Here is an 18,969-nt window from a genome sequence, read left to right on the forward strand (position 1 = left end):
GCTTGGTGCCTATACGCCAGTGATGAAATTGACAATCTTCATTAAACCCATGTCTAACAACCATAGTATTACTGCAAGAATACCGGTAGCAATTAGAACGATAAAAGTCGTATTAAGGGCTTCTTGACGAGTTGGCCACACCACTTTACGCACTTCAATATGTGCTTCTTGAGCAAATTCTAATGCTTGCTTGCCTTTTGCCGTTTTCAAAGCAAATGCACCAGCAATCGCAAAAGCAACTACCACAGCAATTGCACGAACCAAAACACTGGCTTCGCTGTACATTTGGTTACCAATTACGGCAGCAGCAATCAGGATAACCGCTATGCCCCATTTAACAAGGTCCAGAGCATTTCCCTGGTTTTCAGTATTCGTTGTCATCGGTTGTTTCCGTTACTCAATACGACCTGAGTGAAATCTATAGTCTAAATACGTCTAAACACAATGAGCTAAATTCAATGTGTTATCAAACATGGATATTATCGAAATTTTCCGCAGTTTTTCTACAAAAACCTATGTGACGGGTAAAAAATCGGCCATAGATTGTATGCTTATTCCCGTTATCGATCAAGTTAACAGGGATATTCAGCGCCTTAATTTTGCTTCATTTATCAACAATTGTGAGTTGATGCATCCTAAAGATGTCTGTAATGTTATTAGCTCAAACTTAATGCTTAGTACATTTTATAACCTAAGCGACTTGGTTCAGTGCTTAAATGGTGATGATAGCGGATAATACAGCCATAAGCTTTCATTGCTATAAGCCTTTATACTCTTGATACTTGAAGATGCAATTTTCAGGGCTTGTTCAGCGTTGAATTATTCGAGGCGTGAAAGTGAAGAACTAGTGGGCTAATTTAAACTTTCACAACAAAGAAGAATCAATGCTGAAAAGCCCACTTTGTGCGAGTTTAATTGCCATTTACACTGCGTTACTTACCCTTGCAATAGAATACTATTACTACAGGTAAGTGCCTTGCCTAAATGGCAATTAATTCTCGCTGAAATCCTGCATCTTCAGGTATCAAGAGTATATAAACCATAGTCATTCGTACTCCCTCACGGATGAAATAATAATAAATACCTGCCAGTGAATTTATTAAACACTGCAAAATGGATATATGCACAATGAAAAAATCATTCTATTTAGCTCTGCTCAGCAGTACTGTATTACTGAGCGCCTGTGGTGAAAAACCGAATCCTGAAATCACGCTAGCGCCTATCTCTGCGGACGTTCATTATCTTGCCAGTGATGAGCTCAAAGGCCGAGCAAGCTTCACCGAATATGCCGACAACGCTGCAGAATATATTGCCTTTCGATTCAAAGACGTTGGATTAAAACCATACAAGGGCAGTTACCTACAATCGTTTTCTATTTATTTACGAAGACCGATATCGACCAGCGTCAGCCTTAACGGTCAAGCAATTAACTTAAAGGATGTCGCTTTTGTTGCAGGAAAAGCACAACTTGAGTGGCAAGATCCCAGTAAGCTTAACATTACCGTTGTCGGTGCCGATGATAGTCTTCGCGACGCTTTCAGAGTAGCTAATCAGCAAGGCGGAGAGCAATTGCTATTAGTTTCACCAGCCCAAGCCAAATTATTTAAGCGCTACAAGTCCTACTTTGAATACCCAAAAGCCAAAATGAGCAAAGAGGATCATGGCTCGTTGTTTGCTATATTAACCGATGATATCAAAGTCAACGCACTGAATATTAATGCCACCAGCGAGCTAGAAGAAAAGCCACTTTCAAATGTAGTTGGTATCTTACCCGCGAAAAAATCAAACACCGAAACCGTATTATTTTCCGCTCATTATGATCATCTACCGCCTAAGTTCGCAGACGATAAAGAAACCATTTTCAATGGCGCCGATGATAACGCTTCTGGCGTATCAGGGATCATCAGCTTAGCCAAGCACTTTGCTGCTTTAGGGAATAATAAGCGCGATTTGATGTTCGTGGCTTTTGGTGCTGAAGAAATTGGGGGCTTTGGCTCAAAATATTTTTCAACGCACATTGACCCTAATAACATCGTTGCGATGATCAACCTTGAAATGATTGGCAAACCGTCAAAGTTTGGTGCGGGCAAATTGTGGATGACGGGATACGAACGATCTGATCTTGCTCAAATCATGAACCAATCCCTGAAATCCCTCAATACTGAAATTTACCCTGATCCTTATCCCAAACAAAATTTATTCTATCGTTCAGACAATGCAACGTTGGCTCGACTTGGGGTTCCAGCACATAGCTTTAGTAGCACTCAAATCGACAAGGATGAACACTACCATCAGTCCACTGATGATGTATCTACCTTAGATTTGAAGTCCTTAACCCAAGTAGTTAAAACGGTCGCAGTGGCAAGCCAACCACTGGTTTCAGGTGAAGCCACACCCAGTAGAATCGATAAGCAACAAGTTAAACAAAGCGGAAAGATTTTCTAGCTCCCAGAATGTTATCGCTCCAGTGAGTGCTGGAGCGATATCACTAACTAACTTACTTCCACCAGCGTTGCTGATTTTCGTATCTCAATAAATCCGACAGTTCCACTCGCTGCCCCACAGTTGGCGTGATCAAACGAATCTTTTTATCATTACTTTCTTTTAAAACTCTATCCAATGGCTCATGCCAATCGTGCAAGGCTAAATCAAAGGTGCTGTTATGAATGGGCATCATTACTTTTCCTTTTAGATCCAAATGCGCTTGCACACTTTGCTCAGGAAACATATGTACCTTACTCCAACGCTTGTTATAAGCTCCCGTCTCAATAAACGTCAGATCAAAGGGACCGTATTTTTCTCCGATCTCTTTAAAACCACTGAAATACCCTGAATCACCACTGAAGTATAAATTCTGTTTTCCTGTGTTTATGACCCAGCTGCCCCATAAAGTCGTGTCTTTATCGAATAACCCTCTGCCTGAAAAATGCTGAGTTGGCGTTAACGTGTATTCAATCCCATTGATGGTTTGTGACTGCCACCAAGCCAATTCAATGATCTTATCTTTGCTGACACCAACCTCTTCCAAATGCTTTCCTACTTTAAGCGGCACCAAAAACCACTGAGTTTTATTGGCAAGCTTAGCTAATGCAGCTTTATCGAGATGATCATAGTGATCATGACTTATCACCACGACATCAATATTTGGTAATGTGTCTACTGTGATCGGTGGTTGATGAAATCGCTTAGGCCCCATCCATTGCAGAGGTGAAGCCCGCTCACTGAAAACAGGATCAGCCATAATTAATGAGCCTGATAATTTAAACAATAAGCTGGAATGCCCAAGTTTAAATACCACATCTTGAGTTTCTTCATTCAATGCATCGGCATCAATCTCAGCGACAGGGATCGCCTCAGTGGGCACCGATTCTTTACGTGAAACCGTCATATAATCTTTGATAATACCTAGCATATTGGTAAAACTGAATCCATCGACCCATTCTGAATTTTGAAACTTGGTTTTCACCTCAGCAGGCTGATTATGTTTATTAATACACGCATTCAACATCACTACCCCCACGATCACAATTAAGCCCGCAACCATTTTGATCTTCATAACTGACACCAAAAGTAAACTACCCAGTGTAGTTTACATATAAAAGATGAAAAGTAAACTAAGTAGTGTAAAATAAATTCACTCTTATTCTTCTAAACTAAAACCAAATGAAAACTCGCAGTGAGCAAAAACGCCAAGCCATCCTAACCTCTGCCAAGCAGCTGTTCTTAAATGAGGGCGTCGTGAATACCAGTATGGATAAAGTCGCTCAGGCGGCACAAGTATCTAAGCGCACCGTTTATAACCATTTTGAATCAAAAGAAGTGCTGGTGATCGCCTTATTATCTGACTTATGGCACCGCGCTCTTGGCGTTGATATCTTGGAACAGATAACTGAACTCGATATCCAACAGCAACTTCAACACCTACTTTTAGCGGAAATTCAAATTTTAGGGGAAGCCGAATATCTCGAGCTGTCGAAAGTGGCCTTTGGGCACTATTTATTTAACGCTGAAAAGCTGCAGGAGCAAGCCGCCAAATTTCAGCTTAACGAGACAGCATTGTTTAAATGGTTAGCGCATCAACAACTGCAACAAACGCTTTCAATCGATAATGTCGAACAAGCCGCAGAGCAATTGCACAGCTTAGTTAAAGGTCAATGCTTCTGGCCGCAGTTAATCGGTATCAAGCGCAACCTTGCTCCTAGAGAAATGCAGCAACTCTCAAAAGACACCACTGAGTTGTTTTTAAGTCGTTACTTCAAAAGCGATTCGTAAGTACCCAAACATAAGTTATAAATGTCATAGAAAAATCAACCAAAAGGCCGACCTTAGGTGTTAACATAATGTTGCATAAGAACAACATCATTTTTCATAGCAAGGAACAGCCATGACAACTTTGGATAGCGCATTCCCGAATACCCGTATCGCACAAGCCGAATTCACTGGTCAATCTGGTGAGTTTTTCAAAATTTGGATAGTAAACCTGTTACTCAGTATCTTAACCTTAGGGATCTACAGCGCTTGGGCCAAAGTTCGTACCAACCAATATTTACACGGCCACACCAAATTAGAAGATCATGGTTTTCGCTATCTCTCTACGCCACTGCAAATTCTCAAGGGCCGACTGTTAGCGGTATCGGTGTTTATTTTAATCACCGTATTATCTTCGTTCACTCCCATGCTCGCATTAGGAATGAGTTTACTGATATTAGTTGCCACCCCTTGGCTTATCATGCAAAGCATTAGATTTAATATGCGCATGACCTCCTACCGTAATGTGCGCTTCTCTTTTAAGGGCAACTACTGGGAAACCGTTCTGAATTTCTTGTTGCTGCCTATGCTCGCCCTATTCTTTACGCTTGGTATCGCCTTGCCTTGGGTTCATCAACGTATTGATAAATACATCTTCGACAATCTCAGCGTTGGCGGTCAGCCCTTTAAACTGAATACGGATGTTGGACAATATTACGTTGCCGCGCTTGTCGCTATTGCTATTATGATGGCGGGAATTATTACGATAGTCATTTTTGCTGGTATCTATGGCGTGATGATTGCGCAAGCCGGAGAGGATTCAGCCGAACAGCTGTTAACAGGTACTTTTATGGGCTTGATCGTCTTACTGTATCTGGGACTATTTATTCTCAACTTTGTCGCCATTGCTGTTTCTCGTGGCATCGTCCTGAAACACATTATCAGTACATTAAAAGTAGAAGACGTCGCTACTTTTAAGACTGATATGCCGCTATCTGGCTATATTAAGTTACAACTGCTTAACTCGCTTATACTTATTCTGTCACTTGGGCTTGCCTATCCCGTGACTAAAATTCGTACTCGACGTTTTGTGGCACAACACATCCAAGTGGAACTCACTGAACAGGCAGACACCTTAGTCAATGATGTACAAGGAAAAGATCCTGCCTTTGGTGAAGAAGCTGCAGGCTTCTTTGATGCCGATTTATCGTTTACTTAATGGGGTAAGCCATGTTGCAAGTTAGAGGAAAATATCAACTGGCTGAAAGCGCGCAATTTCACATTGCAATTGCCAAAATGAATGAACAAGGTTTCGTGCGTATTATCGATGCAGAAACCTTAACCTTGATTGTGGAGGCGAACACGGACGCCTTCAGCTACAGTGATGTGATCCCCAGTTTGCCAACTGAACTACTTTTTCATAACCGCTGTCGCTTCATACCTGACTTAGCCGAGTGGACTTGGCCAACACTACAGCCAAAAAGTAAAATTCTTGCATGGTTGGAAACACGTTGGACGGTCGTGCTTGCTTCGCTCATTCTCATTCCAGCCTTTATGTGGATAATGACAACCAAAGTGCTCCCTGCGGCTGCCGATGCGGCCGTTCCACTTCTGCCAGAGGTTGTTGCTGAGAAAACCGGACAGCAAACGTTAGCCGTCATGGACAGAACTCTTCTACAACCCAGTCAATTAACGACTGAAGAGCAAATCAAAGTGAATCAGTTGTGGCAACAAGTATTAAAGACCACGAATGCTCCTCTGGTTAATACTGAGTTACAATTTAGAGATTCAGCTATCGGCGCTAATGCCATGGCTTTACCTGATGGAACCGTGATCGTCACTGACGACATTGTGAAATTAATGGAAAAACACCCTGATGCATTACAAGCCGTATTATTGCATGAAATAGGTCATGTTCATTATCAGCATGGAATGGAGCAACTGGCACGCTCTACCGCCATTACTATGCTGTTTGCACTGATGTTAGGAGACATCGAAGGCGCTGGAGAAATGATTATTGGTGCTGGAGCCAGTTTACTACAATCGTCTTTTTCCCGCGACATGGAAACTCAAGCCGATAAATATGCTCATCACATGCTGCCGAAATTAGGCCTATCCAAACAGACTTTTGCTAAGGCACTCACTTTACTAGCAGAATCACATGGTGACCTACTATCAAAGGGCAACGCTAAGGCACACCACTGGCTGGAATACTTAGACAGCCACCCTGATATTAAGAAGCGCATTTCAGACAGCAGTAATGCCAATACACATTAATGTTACTCACTCTTCATTTCGCTGTAATTGTGGATTTGAAAAAACGGGTATTAGAGGTTTTTCAGGATTTAGCTGAGCGCTTTGTTTGTGGCATAAGCGTAACATCGCTTTCCTTAAACCGCTGATATCAAATGAGGTAAAGAAGTTCTTAACTGAAGCTACTTTCCTTACTGAACCATCAGGTTGAAATTTGAAATTCATGACGAAGGCTTGTTTACCTGTAGCTTGCCCCTGAGAGTTATATGTTTGCGCCCATACTCTGGCAGTGACATTTTGATTCATCCCTCTATGTGTGTTTAGTCTTGAAATTTGTTGCAAATTATTTTGCAATTCATTTCTGTCAACTTGGAACTCACGACGAGTGAAGAATTTCCAAAACTTCACTTTAACCCATTTACCAAAGGGCGCATCAAAAGAACCAAGATCATGTACTTTATAGCCTTTAATCGACTGTTCACCTTTTTTCGAACGATTTGTGCCATATTGAGCAATGGTCTGTGCATCGGCTGCTTGAACTTGTCCATCAGCTCTTCGTCCAGCCCTTGGACTACCTTCTAGATCAGGTATTGGACTAGACCGACGTTCAGTTTGAGGGCTTTGTTCAGGACTTGGTTGAGGACTAGTTCGTGGACTAGAATTCGCACTAGATGGTGCTGCCATCGTAGACTCCTATTAGATCTATTATTAGTACACTTAAAGTCCGGTACCTTATACTTTCGTAGGCACACATATCTTTTGTTAGCTATTTCAACATAAGATTAACACTATGATACCAATAGACTTTTAAGCATTTTCAAGCAACTTACCAACAAAAACGGACTACCGACTGTTAATTGAATTTCGGAACGCTCATGGCTTGTCTTCCGTTGCCTTTCGCTGACGTGGTGGTTTCGCGGGCCTCGGCATGGACTCAACGGCTTCTTCTAAGGTCATTTGAGTTAAATCCGGTTCTGACTCAACCCTTACTGAAGAATAGTCACGTTCAGAAGAATATTTATCATGAACGGCTGTACTTTGTTCTATTTCATCTTCTTCAGAAAAGACTTCATCTGAAACCTTATAAGTTACAGCATCAATAGGCAGTTGCGTTTTGACAGGTGTAGCGATTGGAACCACAGTGCTCTCAGGGTTTGTAAGCGTTGATTGCAATATGACTGGTCTCTGAGAATTATAATCTTGAACAATTGCATCCATTATTCCTACCTTAGTGAATTGCCAAAAGCCAATCCATGCTTTCAGTAGTTTCCCTGATTCATCCCACCCAAAACTTACATTTTCATACTCGGCTATAAACCCTAATTGAAATTTTACCCTAAGCGTATTACTCGATTGTGTATTTTTAGTACCTGCAATGGTATCCAGAGCAGCAGCGGTTAAATTTTTATATCTCTGCTGTGGATTTGCAATACTCCAATATACAGTAAACGCGCTAGCAGCTGCCATTTCAGAGGACATAAAACCTCTCCCCTCTGTGCCATTTAGCTATTTATACAGGGATGTTGGTGTTTTTCGTTGTTTCCACCAAGCAACTATTAGTTCTAACTTATACATAGATTGCTTATGCTCTGAATATCAATATATTTTGCTAAAGCAGCAAAAAATTAATGTTTATTAATCTGAATAGGGCTATTTCGATGAAAATGAGAACCAAGTGAATCGTTGTTTAGAATGAAAATCGCTTAACGCGCTCTGTCCGGCCTCTTGGCCAGAGCCAAGTGGCGTTCGCCTGCTATTTTTCAGCCATTGGGCTGAAAAGCTTAACGCGCTCACCCTTCTCGTGAAGATGGTCGCACTGTATATTTTATTACAGGCATTAAAAAAGGCCGCATAAGCGACCTTTTTCTGTGTTTAACTAAACGTCGAAATTACTCAACGATTTTAGCTACAACACCAGCACCAACTGTACGACCACCTTCACGGATTGCGAAGCGTAGACCTTCGTCCATCGCAATTGGGCAGATTAGAGTAACAACCATCTTGATGTTGTCACCTGGCATTACCATTTCTACGCCTTCTGGTAGCTCGATAGTACCAGTTACGTCAGTTGTACGGAAGTAGAACTGTGGACGGTAGCCTTTGAAGAATGGAGTGTGACGTCCACCTTCTTCTTTCGATAGTACGTATACTTCTGACTCGAAAGTTGTGTGTGGAGTGATAGAACCAGGCTGTGCTAGTACTTGACCACGCTCAACTTCGTCACGCTTAGTACCACGTAATAGGATACCACAGTTCTCACCTGCACGACCTTCGTCAAGCAGCTTACGGAACATTTCAACACCAGTACAAGTAGTAACTGTAGTGTCTTTGATACCTACGATTTCTACTTCGTCACCAACTTTGATGATACCGCGCTCAACACGACCAGTTACTACTGTACCACGGCCTTGGATTGAGAATACGTCTTCGATTGGTAGAATGAACGCACCGTCGATTGCACGCTCTGGCTCTGGGATGTAAGTGTCTAGAGCGTTCGCTAGCTCAAGAATTTTCTCTTCCCACTGTGCTTCACCATTTAGTGCGCCTAGTGCAGAACCTTGGATAACTGGTAGGTCATCACCTGGGAATTCGTATTCAGATAGAAGTTCACGTACTTCCATTTCTACTAGCTCTAGAAGCTCTTCATCATCAACCATGTCACACTTGTTCATGAATACGATGATGAAAGGTACACCTACCTGACGAGATAGTAGGATGTGCTCACGAGTTTGTGGCATTGGGCCGTCAGTAGAAGCAACAACTAGGATTGCGCCGTCCATCTGTGCAGCACCAGTGATCATGTTTTTAACATAATCCGCGTGACCTGGGCAGTCTACGTGTGCGTAGTGACGAGTTTCAGTGTCATACTCGATGTGAGAAGTATTAATGGTAATACCGCGCTCACGCTCTTCTGGAGCGTTATCGATTTGTGCGAAGTCTTTAACGTCACCACCAAACTTTTTAGTTAAAACGTGTGAGATCGCTGCGGTTAGAGTAGTTTTACCGTGGTCAACGTGACCGATAGTACCAACGTTAACGTGCGGTTTGCTACGTTCAAATTTTTCTTTAGCCATGATATGCCTCAGTTCAACCTAATTTAAGGTAGTGAAAGTCAATATTTATGTATAGCAAAACTTCGACGCAGTAATTTTGCATCGAACGAATTTTAGTTTCAAGGTAATGGGAGCAAAAATTGAGGCTGGTGCTGATAGGCAGATTCGAACTGCCGACCTCACCCTTACCAAGGGTGCGCTCTACCAACTGAGCCATATCAGCAACTTGAAAATGGAGCGGGCGGCGGGAATCGAACCCGCGTTATCAGCTTGGAAGGCTGGAGTAATACCATTATACGACGCCCGCGCAACCTAAATAAGGCTACCAACTACCTAGAAGAATGAAATGGTGGAGGGAGAAGGATTCGAACCTTCGAAGGCGGAGCCGTCAGATTTACAGTCTGATCCCTTTGGCCACTCGGGAACCCCTCCATCAATGGTGCCGGCACCAAGAGTCGAACTCGGGACCTACTGATTACAAGTCAGTTGCTCTACCAACTGAGCTATGCCGGCATATCATTTCGGAGTCGGATATTAGGTAAATGTCGCCCTAAGTGCAATAGTAAATTGCAAAAATTTGCAAAAAAAGTGTCAAATGTTGCTTTTTTCAGCTCAAACCTTAAAATTTGCTGAATATTTCACCTCAAACCTAAAGACTTACAAACCTATAGCGGTTAACTCTTCAAAAAAATTGTCGCCATGAAATGAATAAGGTAAGGTGCGACAAGTTTTTTCTTATTATTTACTGTCACTTGGAACTTGAATGATTTCTGCTCAATCTGCTTATCAGGCTCTGTACTTTGCGTTTCAACGTCAGCAATGGCGTCAACTGCGTAATGCCGTTCCATTAACATTAACCGAAGCAGATTTAGAAAAACTAAAAGGGATCAATGAGCGACTTTCTTTATCAGAAGTTACCGATATTTATCTTCCAATGAGCCGCTTGCTTAATTTAATCGTACAATCAAAGCAGCAACGCAGTCAGGTTTTGGGTGAATTCCTCGAGCATACTTCCCCTAAAACCCCATATATTATTAGCATTGCGGGCAGTGTCGCCGTTGGTAAAAGTACAACGGCTCGTATTTTGCAAGCGTTATTACAGCATTGGCCAGAGCACCCTAAAGTTGAGCTAGTCACTACCGACGGATTTTTATATCCCCTAAAAGATTTGAAGAAAAAAGGGTTAATGCAGAGAAAGGGCTTCCCGGAAAGTTACGATATGAAGATGCTCATTGATTTCATCTCTGATGTTAAATCAGGCAAATCCAAAGTCAAAGCACCTTTATATTCGCATATCAGTTATGACCGTTTAGCTGATACATTTTTAGAAGTCGATCAACCTGACATCTTAATTTTAGAAGGGCTTAATGTTTTACAAACAGGGCTAGATACTGAAACGCCGGATCTTCGACCTTTCGTTTCAGATTTTGTAGATTTCTCTATTTATGTGGATGCCGATTACGATTTATTAAAGAAATGGTATGTAGATCGATTCCTACAATTTAGAAGTGGCGCTTTTGCAAATAAGAATTCGTACTTTAACCATTATGCGAGCCTTAATGATGCGGCGGCTACCGATATTGCCGAAAATATCTGGGAAAGCATCAATGGCCCGAACTTACTCAACAATATTTTACCGACACGAGAACGAGCCCATTTGATCCTACGCAAAGGGCAGGATCATTTGATGAATCAGGTATTATTAAGAAAATAGCCTTTAATACAATACGACAAGAGCAATGTTGTTATCCCACGATTATCATCCATCGTTGCGACAATTATGGTTTTGTGGACAATAGAGAAAATAAATCGGCTAGTGATTTTGCCTCATTTTTAGGCATCCCAGCAGTATCAATGCTTAATTTTACGTTAGCCGCAAGTTCACCACCATGCTTTTCAATAGCTTGTTTTATACTATCCTTTTTTTGGCTCCATTGTTCTTTGTCTGATTCTGGAGAATCTTGGATTTTATCGTTATAAAACTGACACACTATTGCAGCTAAATTATATCCTTTGGCATCTGTTAATTAAGTATCGGCACCCTTTTCGATTAATGTCACCACAATGTCAGTGTGTAGTTTTATAGCGGCTATCATGACGGGTGTTCTTTTTGAGCTTTCAACTTTATTGGTACATATGACTTGTTCATCTAAATCCGGCTTTCCCTCTAATAACGCACTAAACACCTCAATGTGCCCTGTACGACACGGCAGCCAAAATAAAGATGCGTTAAAATAAGATAAACCATTAATACAATACTTCGGACAGTTTTTGATTGGTCGTGCCTCAATATTTAGTAAGTCATTGAATTTTAATGAATCTGTGTTTTCAGATTCAATTTATAAAATTTTGTAAATTCAATTACTTATAAAAAGTGTCCGAACCATTGTTAATAGTAAAGTCGATTTTTTTACGACAAAGTACCTCTGCTCGAAATTGCCTAATCATCGCTAGAGCAGCTTGAGTATCTTTAGGATTTATAAATGCTTCTTTTAGCTGTTCATCTGAAACGGTAATTTGGGTATTAGTACTTAATTCACTTTCAGTTTTTAGCTGAGGAGCGATTCCATCGACTCCTGCAACTGCACATCGTACGACTGACATAATTACCTACCTAAATTGCGCCTTTTCAATTTTGATACGCTAGCACAAACAAACTAAATGAATACTGAACATCATACTGCATTTAAGTGCGAACACTGATCTCCCCGCCCACATATGATTTCACTTCACCATCAAGTTCTAACAAAATCCCACCTTGCTCATCAATACCACGACAAATACCCTCAACATGATTATCAGCCATTTCAAGACGGATCTCTTGGTCTTTATATAAATCGGTTTGCTGCCAACGAGATAAAAACGGCTTGAGCCCTTGTGATTCAAACACTTTAAGGTCACTCACCAACTGTTGATGAAAAGCAATAGCAAAAGCGGTTTTACTGGGAATATCCACATTGGTTAAGTCACACCAAGGTTGATCAATTTGCTCCCCTGAATTGGATGGCATCACAAAATTCACACCAACGCCAATAACGATTTGGCACTCTCCATCTGCTTGCCCTGACATTTCAACCAAAATACCAGCCAACTTTTTGCCATTAAGGTACACATCATTGGGCCATTTTACCGCTAACCCACTTACACCGAGAGCTTCTAACGCCGTCACCAGAGAGCAGCCAACCACCAAAGAAAGCCCCATAGCTTGAGCCATGCCTTGGGGAAAGTTCCAAAACACTGAACCATAAAAATGACTGCCATAAGGCGATACCCAATTGCGGCCACGTCGACCGCGACCCGCACTTTGATGCTCAGCAATACAGATATCACCAGAGTTCAACTCATTGGCATGCTTCATCATAAAGCTGTTGGTCGAATCGATTTCATCAAAATAAAAACAACGGCTTTGGATCCCTTTCAGTAACTCAGTTGCATCCATCAAGGGTACGGGTTTCTGTAACTTATAGCCTTTGCCTTTTACGCTAAAGATCTCTACACCAAGCGCTTCAAGTGCATCGATATGATTACTGATAGTCATCCGGCTTACTCCCAACTGAGTCGCTAATGCTTCACCCGAAATAAAGCCTTGATGATGACTCAATGCCGTTAAGATTTGTCTGCGACGTTGCCATTGTTCAGCCATTGATGGTGATCTCCCCATGTTGTCCTATTAATCGTGGCTCTGGCTCTAATTCAACGCCAAAGATCTGTTTAATTTGTTCAATAATATATCGCGCTAACGTGATGATATCCTCACCCTTAGCTTGACCATAATTGACCAATACTAACGCTTGATTATTATGTACTGCGGCTTGCCCAAGTTGATAGCCTTTTAAGCCTGCTTTATCAATAAGCCAACCAGCCGCCAGTTTCATATCATCATTATGAGGATAAGCCGCAATATCAGGAAAGCTTGCATGTAGACTCTGAAATCGTTCGACACTCACAATAGGATTTTTGAAAAAGCTGCCGACATTCCCCAACATCTTAGGATCGGGCAGTTTTTGTTGCCTAACCTGACAAACTAGGTCAAATATATCTCGTGAAGTCACCGTATTATGCTCAAGCTGCTGCAAGGGACCATAATTCAAAACTGGCTGCCAGTTTTTACTCAATTTAAAACCCACTTGGGTGATCACAACTTTCCCTTTAAGCTCTTGCTTAAAGATAGAATCTCGATACCCAAACTGACACTCTTCAGCCGTTAACCTAGTAACCAATTGCGTGGTGGCATCCATAAACTCTACCCAATCACACAGCTCACAAAACTCAACCCCATAAGCCCCGATATTCTGTATTGGTGCTGCGCCAACAGTACCGGGAATGAGCGCAAGGTTCTCAAGCCCATCGATCTCATGCTCTAAGCAATACTCCACTAATTGGTGCCAATCTTCTCCTGCGGCAATAGATAGATAATGGAATCTATCATCCTCAGTATGGACAATGCCTTTGAGCTCCATCTTTAATACAACACCATTGAAATCTTCACACAAAACAAGGTTACTTCCGCCACCGAGCACAAACCAAGGTGATGGTTTCGTAGATAGCTTTGTAAGTTGTTTCTTCAACTCTGCTTCACTAGTGATCGTCAACAGTTCAGTACAGGATTGGTTGAGTCCCAGCGTATTATATGGAAGTAACGAAATTTGGCTTGAGGTCATGGTGACTGATATTGGCAAATAACAGCCATTGTACTGACTCAATAGCTGTTTTTCAGTATTTGAGGTTAATTTTGTTGCTGTTGTAGGTAGTTTCGTAGCCGATTTAAAAAATAGCCTGCCCCTAAAACTGAAAATACAGCCTTAGTTATATCGATCCAATCTGACGTTGGATGATTTGGATTAAAGACAAAGTACCCAAAGTTATATCCTGTGATACTCACGAATCCTATGGCCATAATGAAATAAAAAAGTAGTTTACTCATAAAGTTAATCCTTTAATTCAAGAACAAAGTCATTCCCGCACCAAGAGCCATCCCAACCAGCAAAGACACCACGACCAGCAAGTAATGTTGGAGTTTGTTGTTTGATTTGGGCCACATATCTTTAGTGCTGACTAAATTTATAATTTCAGAGATATCAATTTCGAAGGCCGAAGCGATGCCCATCGCTGTATCATTTGAAGCTGTTCCATAGCGTTCTACACGTTGAATAGTACGTAGACTTACCCCACAGATTTCTGCAAGATGTTGTTGTGTCCATCCTTTTACGAGCCGATATTCTTTAATTGTTTTTGCATTAACATCCATTTCTACATCCTTGATCCATTAACCCAAAAACCTTGCTGCTAAAAAACCTGATATTAAACCAATAACCATCCAAAGTAATAACTCTCTCACTACGACCTTTTTAGGTGTTTCGGGATGCTTATACGCTAGCGATTGAGTCTCAACATGAGCACCATCTTCTATCAAAGTGCACTCTAAATGTCCTTTCAAAATGTCTATCGTATTGAACTCAATTTCATAAGGAACATGACCAATGTCAAAGTGATGTACAGATTTACGCCGATATGATCGTCTCTCACTGACAGTCTTACCGTCTAACTTAATGACTTCTTTCCCTGTCCAACATGATCCCCAAACGGAAATTGCTTTTCCGTTTACCATAAAATTAAATTGATACCCTTCTGTGAATAGTTCATTGCCCTTTACTTTTACTTCGTTACTCATATCCATTTCCTTGTAAGCGTATGACTAGCCCTTAGACTAAATAGATCTTCTAAATTAAAAAGGTCAGTCATGTGACATGGCATCAAAATATCATATGACACATATATGCCACCACAATAAAATCAATGAGTTAAATGTTATTGTGTTAGAGAGTAGTGGACTTATCTTTATCGAATGGCTTTAAATTTTATTTGTTTACATTGCCATGGTTCAAACTGAAATTATCAATCCGCGATCCATTATGACTTTAGAATCAAGCAACCTTTCCATTAGTGAAAAATATACGTATTACTGTTAAGCCACAGTTAAGCAGTTCAGGACTACGGTGCTAATTAAAGCGTAAAAAATTGGGGAATAAAAATGAATACTCGTTCAATACTATTTATCGCAGCAATAGGTGCATCAACCTGTTGCTATGCGCAAGACAGTCATACGACACAACAAACGGTTACTGTAACCAACTTCGCTAATTACAAATCAGGGCAAGAGTTTTGCGATAACCTGATTAGTAACAATCCAAAAGTTAAATCATGTATGCCGATGTGTAATTCGAACAGTACTGCCTATATCAATGTTAAATCAAAAAAAATTGGTGATCTTGGTACCGTTAATCCAGGTACTGTTTTCCCAGTTAATTTCACCCAAGAAACTGATTCATTTGACGTTAGTATCACTAATGCTGTAACCAATAAAATTATCTATTCAGGCCCGATATATTCCATGGTTGGGCTGATTTGTGACTACACAAGTTGCAAGCCTTGGAATTAATATAAGGTGAGCAAATTATGCAAACTAAATGGTTATTGGTAATTGCAACGTTTCTACTTTCTGCAAACAGCTTCGCCAATACACTGACCAATCGGCATACAATCCCAGAAAGTAATTTCGTCACCTTTAACTCTGGGCAAGAGTACTGTGACTATCAAATGGCTAACAACCCTAATATTAAAGGATGTATGCCGATATATAACACCAACCACCATACCGGTATCAAAGTGCAGCTAAAGGAGAATGGACCGAGTCAAACTATCGCAGCAGGAATGATCTTACCCTCATACTTTTTTGATAATACTGAGTCATTCAATGTCATTGTTACTAATGAAGATTCTAATAAAACGATATACGTAGGGCCGGTTTACACCATAGTGGGATTAGCGTGTGATGACTCAAGCTGTAAGCCTTGGAATTAGTTCTAGCAAGTGAGTTATTCAAGAAAGAACAACCCTATCATTCGATGACACCTATAAATTCTGAGGAGCAATCCCATGAAACTTAATCTAAAAGGCTATCTCATACTCTCATTAATAACACTATTAGCAACGCCAAACCTCATGGCAAATCCTAACGTAGATCAGAAAGGTCTAAAAATCTACCCAAATAAAATATCGAACAACTTTTCATCAGCAGAAGCGGCTAATACAGGAGCTGAATGGTGCCAACAACATAAGTTAACATCAAACTGCTTTCCACTTAACAATCAACTCAATAATAGTATTCACGTTTCAATCCCTGAGTTTAATAACGAAGTCGATTTTCCAGCGAATGTAACTCTCAGATTTGCCGATGTAGCCAACCCACCCAAAATAAAGTCTTGCAAGGTTACTATTACAGACAATAAGTCTCATAAACTCTTATACCAAGGGGACTTTGATGACATGGTAGGGCTGATATGCAGTAATAAGGAAGATGGAAGCTCATGTAAAGTTTGGAAAAAGTTCAAATAAAAGTTCTGCAATGAGCGCGTTAAACCAATAAAAATGTTTGGATTAGGTTAAAGCTAGGTTAAATTAGACGAGTAATCTATTACGAGAAAAGGATGATCCATTGCTGTTATTACTGGTTTACGTTTCCATTGCCATTGGCATTTCCTTCTTATGCTCTATCCTTGAAGCGGTATTGCTTAGCATTACTCCCGGTTATCTTGCGTACTTAAAAAAACAGGGGAAGCCATCTTATAAACCGCTCGAAACATTAAAAGATGATATTGATAAGCCTCTAGCTTCTATTCTTACCTTAAATACCATTGCTCATACTATCGGTGCGGCCAGTGCAGGTGCACATGCTACTGTCGTTTTTGGCAGTGAATGGTTAGGGGTATTTTCTGCAGTTCTGACCCTAGGTATTTTATTGCTTTCGGAGATCATCCCAAAGACGATAGGTGCAACATACTGGCGACAACTCGCCCCTATCACAGGCTTTGTGCTCAATTGGTTAGTCTGGGTTTTAACTCCATTTGTATGGATATCAAGTATCGTCACTCGATTTGTCTCACACCAAAAGCCAGAGCCTCAGCTTAGAGAAGAGTTATCTGCCATTGCCACTCTTGCTGGCGAAACGGGTGAGCTTGATATCGGTGAGTCTAAACTATTTGAAAACATACTCTCTTTGAGACAAACCACTATCAGTAAAGTTCTGACCCCTCGAACTGTTGTATTCCGAGTATCAGATACGCTGTCGATTAATGATTTTTTTGCTCAATTCGCTAAAAACCCGTTTTCACGTGCACTGGTTTACCATGAAAATAAAGACAATATTGTTGGCTTTGTCCACAAACTTGAGCTTTATAGATATCAACAGCAATATGGTAGCGATGCCAGCATTGGTAGAGTATTACGACCTGTATGCGCATTATTTAAAACCATGTCTTTAGCGACAGCGCTTAAATTTATGCTCAGCAACAAACATCAATTGACTATCGTAGTTGATGAATATGGCAGCTTGAATGGTGTTTTATCACTTGAGGATATTTTTGAACACATGCTGGGTGAAGAGATCATGGACGAAGTCGATAACACCCCGGATCTCCAGCAAGCGGCTCACAAGCGTTGGGCAAAATGGAAGCAGGAGCACAACGTGATTGACCCAAGAGATGAACAGAAAAGTGACTAATGTAGCTGTGTTGCTAAGCTGAGAGGCTCACTCCTTGCGTGCATGTGTGAGCAAGTCATTGCCCTACACCACAATGAGCATTAACCGCTTATTCAAACTAATCTCACATGGGGGTGGAAGGTACACGTTTATAAAGCGCAGCTTTATGTGTATCTGGAACGCGAGCAGCTGTGCTGCGAAGCTGAGAGGCCCACACCGCTAAGCGGCTGTGGAGCTGCATGTGGGGTAGGTCGTTAGACCGACCAAAAACAAAAAGGCCACCCGATTGGGTGGCCTTTTTGTTTTTAATTGGCGTCTGGCAATGACCTACTCTCACATGGGGAAACCCCACACTACCATCGGCGAGGCTGCGTTTCACTTCTGAGTTCGGGATGGATTCAGGTGGGGCCACAGCTCTATTGTCACCAGACAAAACTGGTTATGCTTTTAACTTTTTGAAAAGCTTAATCTCTTAAATTCTCTTCTCGACTCTACTAAGTACGTCGTATTCTTACTAAGGTTTAGCAAGTTATAAAACCCATTAGGGTTGTATGGTTAAGCCTCACGAGTCATTAGTACAGGTTAGCTCAACGCCTCACAACGCTTACACACCCTGCCTATCAACGTCCTGGTCTCGGACGGCTCTTTAGAGGACTTAAAGTCCTAGGGATGACTCATCTCAGGGCTCGCTTCCCGCTTAGATGCTTTCAGCGGTTATCGATTCCGAACGTAGCTACCGGGCAATGCATTTGGCAACACAACCCGAACACCAGCGGTTCGTCCACTCCGGTCCTCTCGTACTAGGAGCAGCTCCCTTCAATCATCCAACGCCCACGGCAGATAGGGACCGAACTGTCTCACGACGTTCTGAACCCA

23 protein-coding genes, 4 tRNA genes and 2 rRNA genes are annotated in these 18,969 nt (G+C 41.4%); 10 read left to right on the forward strand and 19 right to left on the reverse strand.

Going from position 1 to position 18,969, the window contains the following annotated elements; translation table 11 throughout:
- Positions 1-9: 9 nt before the first annotated feature.
- Positions 10-381: a preprotein translocase subunit SecE gene (gene secE / locus D5018_RS12095; RefSeq protein WP_121839268.1), complete on the reverse strand. Its 372-nt coding sequence runs from the start codon at positions 379-381 to the stop codon at positions 10-12.
- 91 nt (positions 382-472) lie between these two features.
- On the opposite strand from secE, the gene D5018_RS12100 reads away from it, so the two are divergent.
- Together D5018_RS12100 and D5018_RS12105 are read left to right on the forward strand one after the other, a co-directional pair.
- On the forward strand, positions 473-736 hold the full coding sequence (locus tag D5018_RS12100; RefSeq protein ID WP_121839269.1) for a hypothetical protein: 264 nt from the start codon (positions 473-475) through the stop codon (positions 734-736).
- A gap of 392 nt (positions 737-1,128) precedes the next feature.
- The gene (locus tag D5018_RS12105; RefSeq protein ID WP_165905056.1) at positions 1,129-2,445 is read left to right on the forward strand and encodes a M28 family metallopeptidase; all 1,317 of its coding nucleotides are present in this window, start codon (positions 1,129-1,131) and stop codon (positions 2,443-2,445) included.
- A 52-nt stretch (positions 2,446-2,497) separates the two neighbouring features.
- Here the strand turns inward: D5018_RS12105 and D5018_RS12110 are convergent, their stop codons facing one another.
- A complete protein-coding gene (locus D5018_RS12110) occupies positions 2,498-3,556 on the reverse strand; it encodes an MBL fold metallo-hydrolase (protein WP_121839271.1) in 1,059 nt (352 codons plus the stop codon).
- A gap of 107 nt (positions 3,557-3,663) precedes the next feature.
- On the opposite strand from D5018_RS12110, the gene D5018_RS12115 reads away from it, so the two are divergent.
- The 3 genes from D5018_RS12115 (at position 3,664) to D5018_RS12125 (ending at position 6,525) form a co-directional block, all read left to right on the forward strand.
- Positions 3,664-4,272 (forward strand): TetR/AcrR family transcriptional regulator, encoded by a 609-nt coding sequence (locus tag D5018_RS12115; protein WP_121839272.1) that lies wholly within the window; start codon positions 3,664-3,666, stop codon positions 4,270-4,272.
- 121 nt (positions 4,273-4,393) lie between these two features.
- Entirely contained in the window at positions 4,394-5,467 is a 1,074-nt protein-coding gene (locus D5018_RS12120; RefSeq protein ID WP_165905057.1) for a YjgN family protein, read from the forward strand.
- Positions 5,468-5,478: 11 nt separating this feature from the next.
- Complete coding sequence (locus tag D5018_RS12125; protein WP_121839274.1) at positions 5,479-6,525, forward strand: M48 family metallopeptidase; 1,047 nt, start codon at positions 5,479-5,481, stop codon at positions 6,523-6,525.
- Positions 6,526-6,531: 6 nt separating this feature from the next.
- Here the strand turns inward: D5018_RS12125 and D5018_RS12130 are convergent, their stop codons facing one another.
- The 7 genes from D5018_RS12130 to D5018_RS12160 form a co-directional block, all read right to left on the reverse strand.
- Positions 6,532-7,185: a hypothetical protein gene (locus tag D5018_RS12130; RefSeq protein WP_121839275.1), complete on the reverse strand. Its 654-nt coding sequence runs from the start codon at positions 7,183-7,185 to the stop codon at positions 6,532-6,534.
- 189 nt (positions 7,186-7,374) lie between these two features.
- A complete protein-coding gene (locus D5018_RS12135) occupies positions 7,375-7,980 on the reverse strand; it encodes a hypothetical protein (RefSeq protein ID WP_121839276.1) in 606 nt (201 codons plus the stop codon).
- Positions 7,981-8,390: 410 nt separating this feature from the next.
- Positions 8,391-9,575, reverse strand: a complete 1,185-nt coding sequence (gene tuf, locus D5018_RS12140) for an elongation factor Tu (protein ID WP_121839256.1) — start codon at positions 9,573-9,575, stop codon at positions 8,391-8,393.
- A gap of 126 nt (positions 9,576-9,701) precedes the next feature.
- A tRNA-Thr gene (locus D5018_RS12145) sits at positions 9,702-9,777 on the reverse strand.
- 10 nt (positions 9,778-9,787) lie between these two features.
- Positions 9,788-9,861 (reverse strand) — tRNA-Gly (locus D5018_RS12150).
- Positions 9,862-9,901: 40 nt separating this feature from the next.
- A tRNA-Tyr gene (locus D5018_RS12155) sits at positions 9,902-9,986 on the reverse strand.
- Between the two features lie 5 nt (positions 9,987-9,991).
- Positions 9,992-10,067: transfer RNA gene (locus D5018_RS12160), tRNA-Thr, on the reverse strand.
- Positions 10,068-10,317: 250 nt separating this feature from the next.
- Here D5018_RS12160 and coaA point away from each other — a divergent pair.
- Positions 10,318-11,268 (forward strand): type I pantothenate kinase, encoded by a 951-nt coding sequence (coaA, locus tag D5018_RS12165; protein ID WP_121839277.1) that lies wholly within the window; start codon positions 10,318-10,320, stop codon positions 11,266-11,268.
- Positions 11,269-11,332: 64 nt separating this feature from the next.
- On the opposite strand, the gene D5018_RS12170 is transcribed toward coaA, so the two are convergent.
- From D5018_RS12170 to D5018_RS12200, 8 genes are all read right to left on the reverse strand, one after another.
- Positions 11,333-11,545, reverse strand: a complete 213-nt coding sequence (locus D5018_RS12170; RefSeq protein WP_121839278.1) for a hypothetical protein — start codon at positions 11,543-11,545, stop codon at positions 11,333-11,335.
- 36 nt (positions 11,546-11,581) lie between these two features.
- The gene (locus tag D5018_RS22340; RefSeq protein WP_341538262.1) at positions 11,582-11,893 is read right to left on the reverse strand and encodes an ankyrin repeat domain-containing protein; all 312 of its coding nucleotides are present in this window, start codon (positions 11,891-11,893) and stop codon (positions 11,582-11,584) included.
- Between the two features lie 22 nt (positions 11,894-11,915).
- A complete protein-coding gene (locus D5018_RS12175; RefSeq protein ID WP_121839279.1) occupies positions 11,916-12,158 on the reverse strand; it encodes a hypothetical protein in 243 nt (80 codons plus the stop codon).
- Positions 12,159-12,240: 82 nt separating this feature from the next.
- The gene (gene birA, locus D5018_RS12180) at positions 12,241-13,197 is read right to left on the reverse strand and encodes a bifunctional biotin--[acetyl-CoA-carboxylase] ligase/biotin operon repressor BirA (RefSeq protein ID WP_121839280.1); all 957 of its coding nucleotides are present in this window, start codon (positions 13,195-13,197) and stop codon (positions 12,241-12,243) included.
- Positions 13,190-14,215, reverse strand: a complete 1,026-nt coding sequence (gene murB / locus D5018_RS12185) for a UDP-N-acetylmuramate dehydrogenase (protein ID WP_121839281.1) — start codon at positions 14,213-14,215, stop codon at positions 13,190-13,192. The genes birA and murB overlap by 8 nt, the downstream gene beginning before the upstream one ends.
- 65 nt (positions 14,216-14,280) lie before the next feature.
- On the reverse strand, positions 14,281-14,478 hold the full coding sequence (locus D5018_RS12190) for a hypothetical protein (protein WP_121839282.1): 198 nt from the start codon (positions 14,476-14,478) through the stop codon (positions 14,281-14,283).
- Between the two features lie 12 nt (positions 14,479-14,490).
- Positions 14,491-14,802 (reverse strand): helix-turn-helix transcriptional regulator, encoded by a 312-nt coding sequence (locus D5018_RS12195; protein ID WP_121839283.1) that lies wholly within the window; start codon positions 14,800-14,802, stop codon positions 14,491-14,493.
- 18 nt (positions 14,803-14,820) lie between these two features.
- Positions 14,821-15,225, reverse strand: coding sequence for a hypothetical protein (locus D5018_RS12200; protein WP_121839284.1), 405 nt, complete (start codon positions 15,223-15,225; stop codon positions 14,821-14,823).
- Between the two features lie 360 nt (positions 15,226-15,585).
- Here D5018_RS12200 and D5018_RS12205 point away from each other — a divergent pair, with 360 nt between their 5' ends.
- The 4 genes from D5018_RS12205 to D5018_RS12220 all read left to right on the forward strand — a co-directional run bounded on the left by D5018_RS12205 (position 15,586) and on the right by D5018_RS12220 (position 18,114).
- Positions 15,586-15,993 carry a hypothetical protein gene (locus tag D5018_RS12205; protein WP_121839285.1) on the forward strand — a complete coding sequence of 136 codons (408 nt, stop codon included), beginning with the start codon at positions 15,586-15,588 and terminating at the stop codon, positions 15,991-15,993.
- A gap of 17 nt (positions 15,994-16,010) precedes the next feature.
- Positions 16,011-16,415, forward strand: coding sequence for a hypothetical protein (locus tag D5018_RS12210; protein WP_121839286.1), 405 nt, complete (start codon positions 16,011-16,013; stop codon positions 16,413-16,415).
- A 75-nt stretch (positions 16,416-16,490) separates the two neighbouring features.
- Positions 16,491-16,949 carry a hypothetical protein gene (locus D5018_RS12215; RefSeq protein WP_121839287.1) on the forward strand — a complete coding sequence of 153 codons (459 nt, stop codon included), beginning with the start codon at positions 16,491-16,493 and terminating at the stop codon, positions 16,947-16,949.
- Between the two features lie 100 nt (positions 16,950-17,049).
- Entirely contained in the window at positions 17,050-18,114 is a 1,065-nt protein-coding gene (locus tag D5018_RS12220) for a CNNM domain-containing protein (protein WP_121839288.1), read from the forward strand.
- A 293-nt stretch (positions 18,115-18,407) separates the two neighbouring features.
- Here the strand turns inward: D5018_RS12220 and rrf are convergent.
- Both rrf and D5018_RS12230 read right to left on the reverse strand, forming a co-directional pair.
- Positions 18,408-18,523: ribosomal RNA gene (rrf, locus tag D5018_RS12225) — 5S ribosomal RNA — on the reverse strand.
- Positions 18,524-18,644: 121 nt separating this feature from the next.
- Positions 18,645-18,969 (reverse strand): 23S ribosomal RNA (locus tag D5018_RS12230); the annotation flags it as partial.

The sequence above is a fragment of the Parashewanella curva genome (assembly GCF_003675895.1).
Classification (GTDB): domain Bacteria; phylum Pseudomonadota; class Gammaproteobacteria; order Enterobacterales; family Shewanellaceae; genus Parashewanella; species Parashewanella curva.

Coding starts and splice junctions, on each gene's coding strand:
- secE (WP_121839268.1), bottom strand. CDS start 381: ATGACAACGAATACTGAAAACCAGGGAAATGCTCTGGACCTTGTTAAA.
- D5018_RS12100 (WP_121839269.1), top strand. CDS start 473: ATGGATATTATCGAAATTTTCCGCAGTTTTTCTACAAAAACCTATGTG.
- D5018_RS12105 (WP_165905056.1), top strand. CDS start 1,129: ATGAAAAAATCATTCTATTTAGCTCTGCTCAGCAGTACTGTATTACTG.
- D5018_RS12110 (WP_121839271.1), bottom strand. CDS start 3,556: ATGAAGATCAAAATGGTTGCGGGCTTAATTGTGATCGTGGGGGTAGTG.
- D5018_RS12115 (WP_121839272.1), top strand. CDS start 3,664: ATGAAAACTCGCAGTGAGCAAAAACGCCAAGCCATCCTAACCTCTGCC.
- D5018_RS12125 (WP_121839274.1), top strand. CDS start 5,479: ATGTTGCAAGTTAGAGGAAAATATCAACTGGCTGAAAGCGCGCAATTT.
- D5018_RS12130 (WP_121839275.1), bottom strand. CDS start 7,185: ATGGCAGCACCATCTAGTGCGAATTCTAGTCCACGAACTAGTCCTCAA.
- D5018_RS12135 (WP_121839276.1), bottom strand. CDS start 7,980: ATGTCCTCTGAAATGGCAGCTGCTAGCGCGTTTACTGTATATTGGAGT.
- tuf (WP_121839256.1), bottom strand. CDS start 9,575: ATGGCTAAAGAAAAATTTGAACGTAGCAAACCGCACGTTAACGTTGGT.
- coaA (WP_121839277.1), top strand. CDS start 10,318: ATGATTTCTGCTCAATCTGCTTATCAGGCTCTGTACTTTGCGTTTCAA.
- D5018_RS12175 (WP_121839279.1), bottom strand. CDS start 12,158: ATGTCAGTCGTACGATGTGCAGTTGCAGGAGTCGATGGAATCGCTCCT.
- birA (WP_121839280.1), bottom strand. CDS start 13,197: ATGGCTGAACAATGGCAACGTCGCAGACAAATCTTAACGGCATTGAGT.
- murB (WP_121839281.1), bottom strand. CDS start 14,215: ATGACCTCAAGCCAAATTTCGTTACTTCCATATAATACGCTGGGACTC.
- D5018_RS12190 (WP_121839282.1), bottom strand. CDS start 14,478: ATGAGTAAACTACTTTTTTATTTCATTATGGCCATAGGATTCGTGAGT.
- D5018_RS12195 (WP_121839283.1), bottom strand. CDS start 14,802: ATGGATGTTAATGCAAAAACAATTAAAGAATATCGGCTCGTAAAAGGA.
- D5018_RS12200 (WP_121839284.1), bottom strand. CDS start 15,225: ATGAGTAACGAAGTAAAAGTAAAGGGCAATGAACTATTCACAGAAGGG.
- D5018_RS12205 (WP_121839285.1), top strand. CDS start 15,586: ATGAATACTCGTTCAATACTATTTATCGCAGCAATAGGTGCATCAACC.
- D5018_RS12210 (WP_121839286.1), top strand. CDS start 16,011: ATGCAAACTAAATGGTTATTGGTAATTGCAACGTTTCTACTTTCTGCA.
- D5018_RS12215 (WP_121839287.1), top strand. CDS start 16,491: ATGAAACTTAATCTAAAAGGCTATCTCATACTCTCATTAATAACACTA.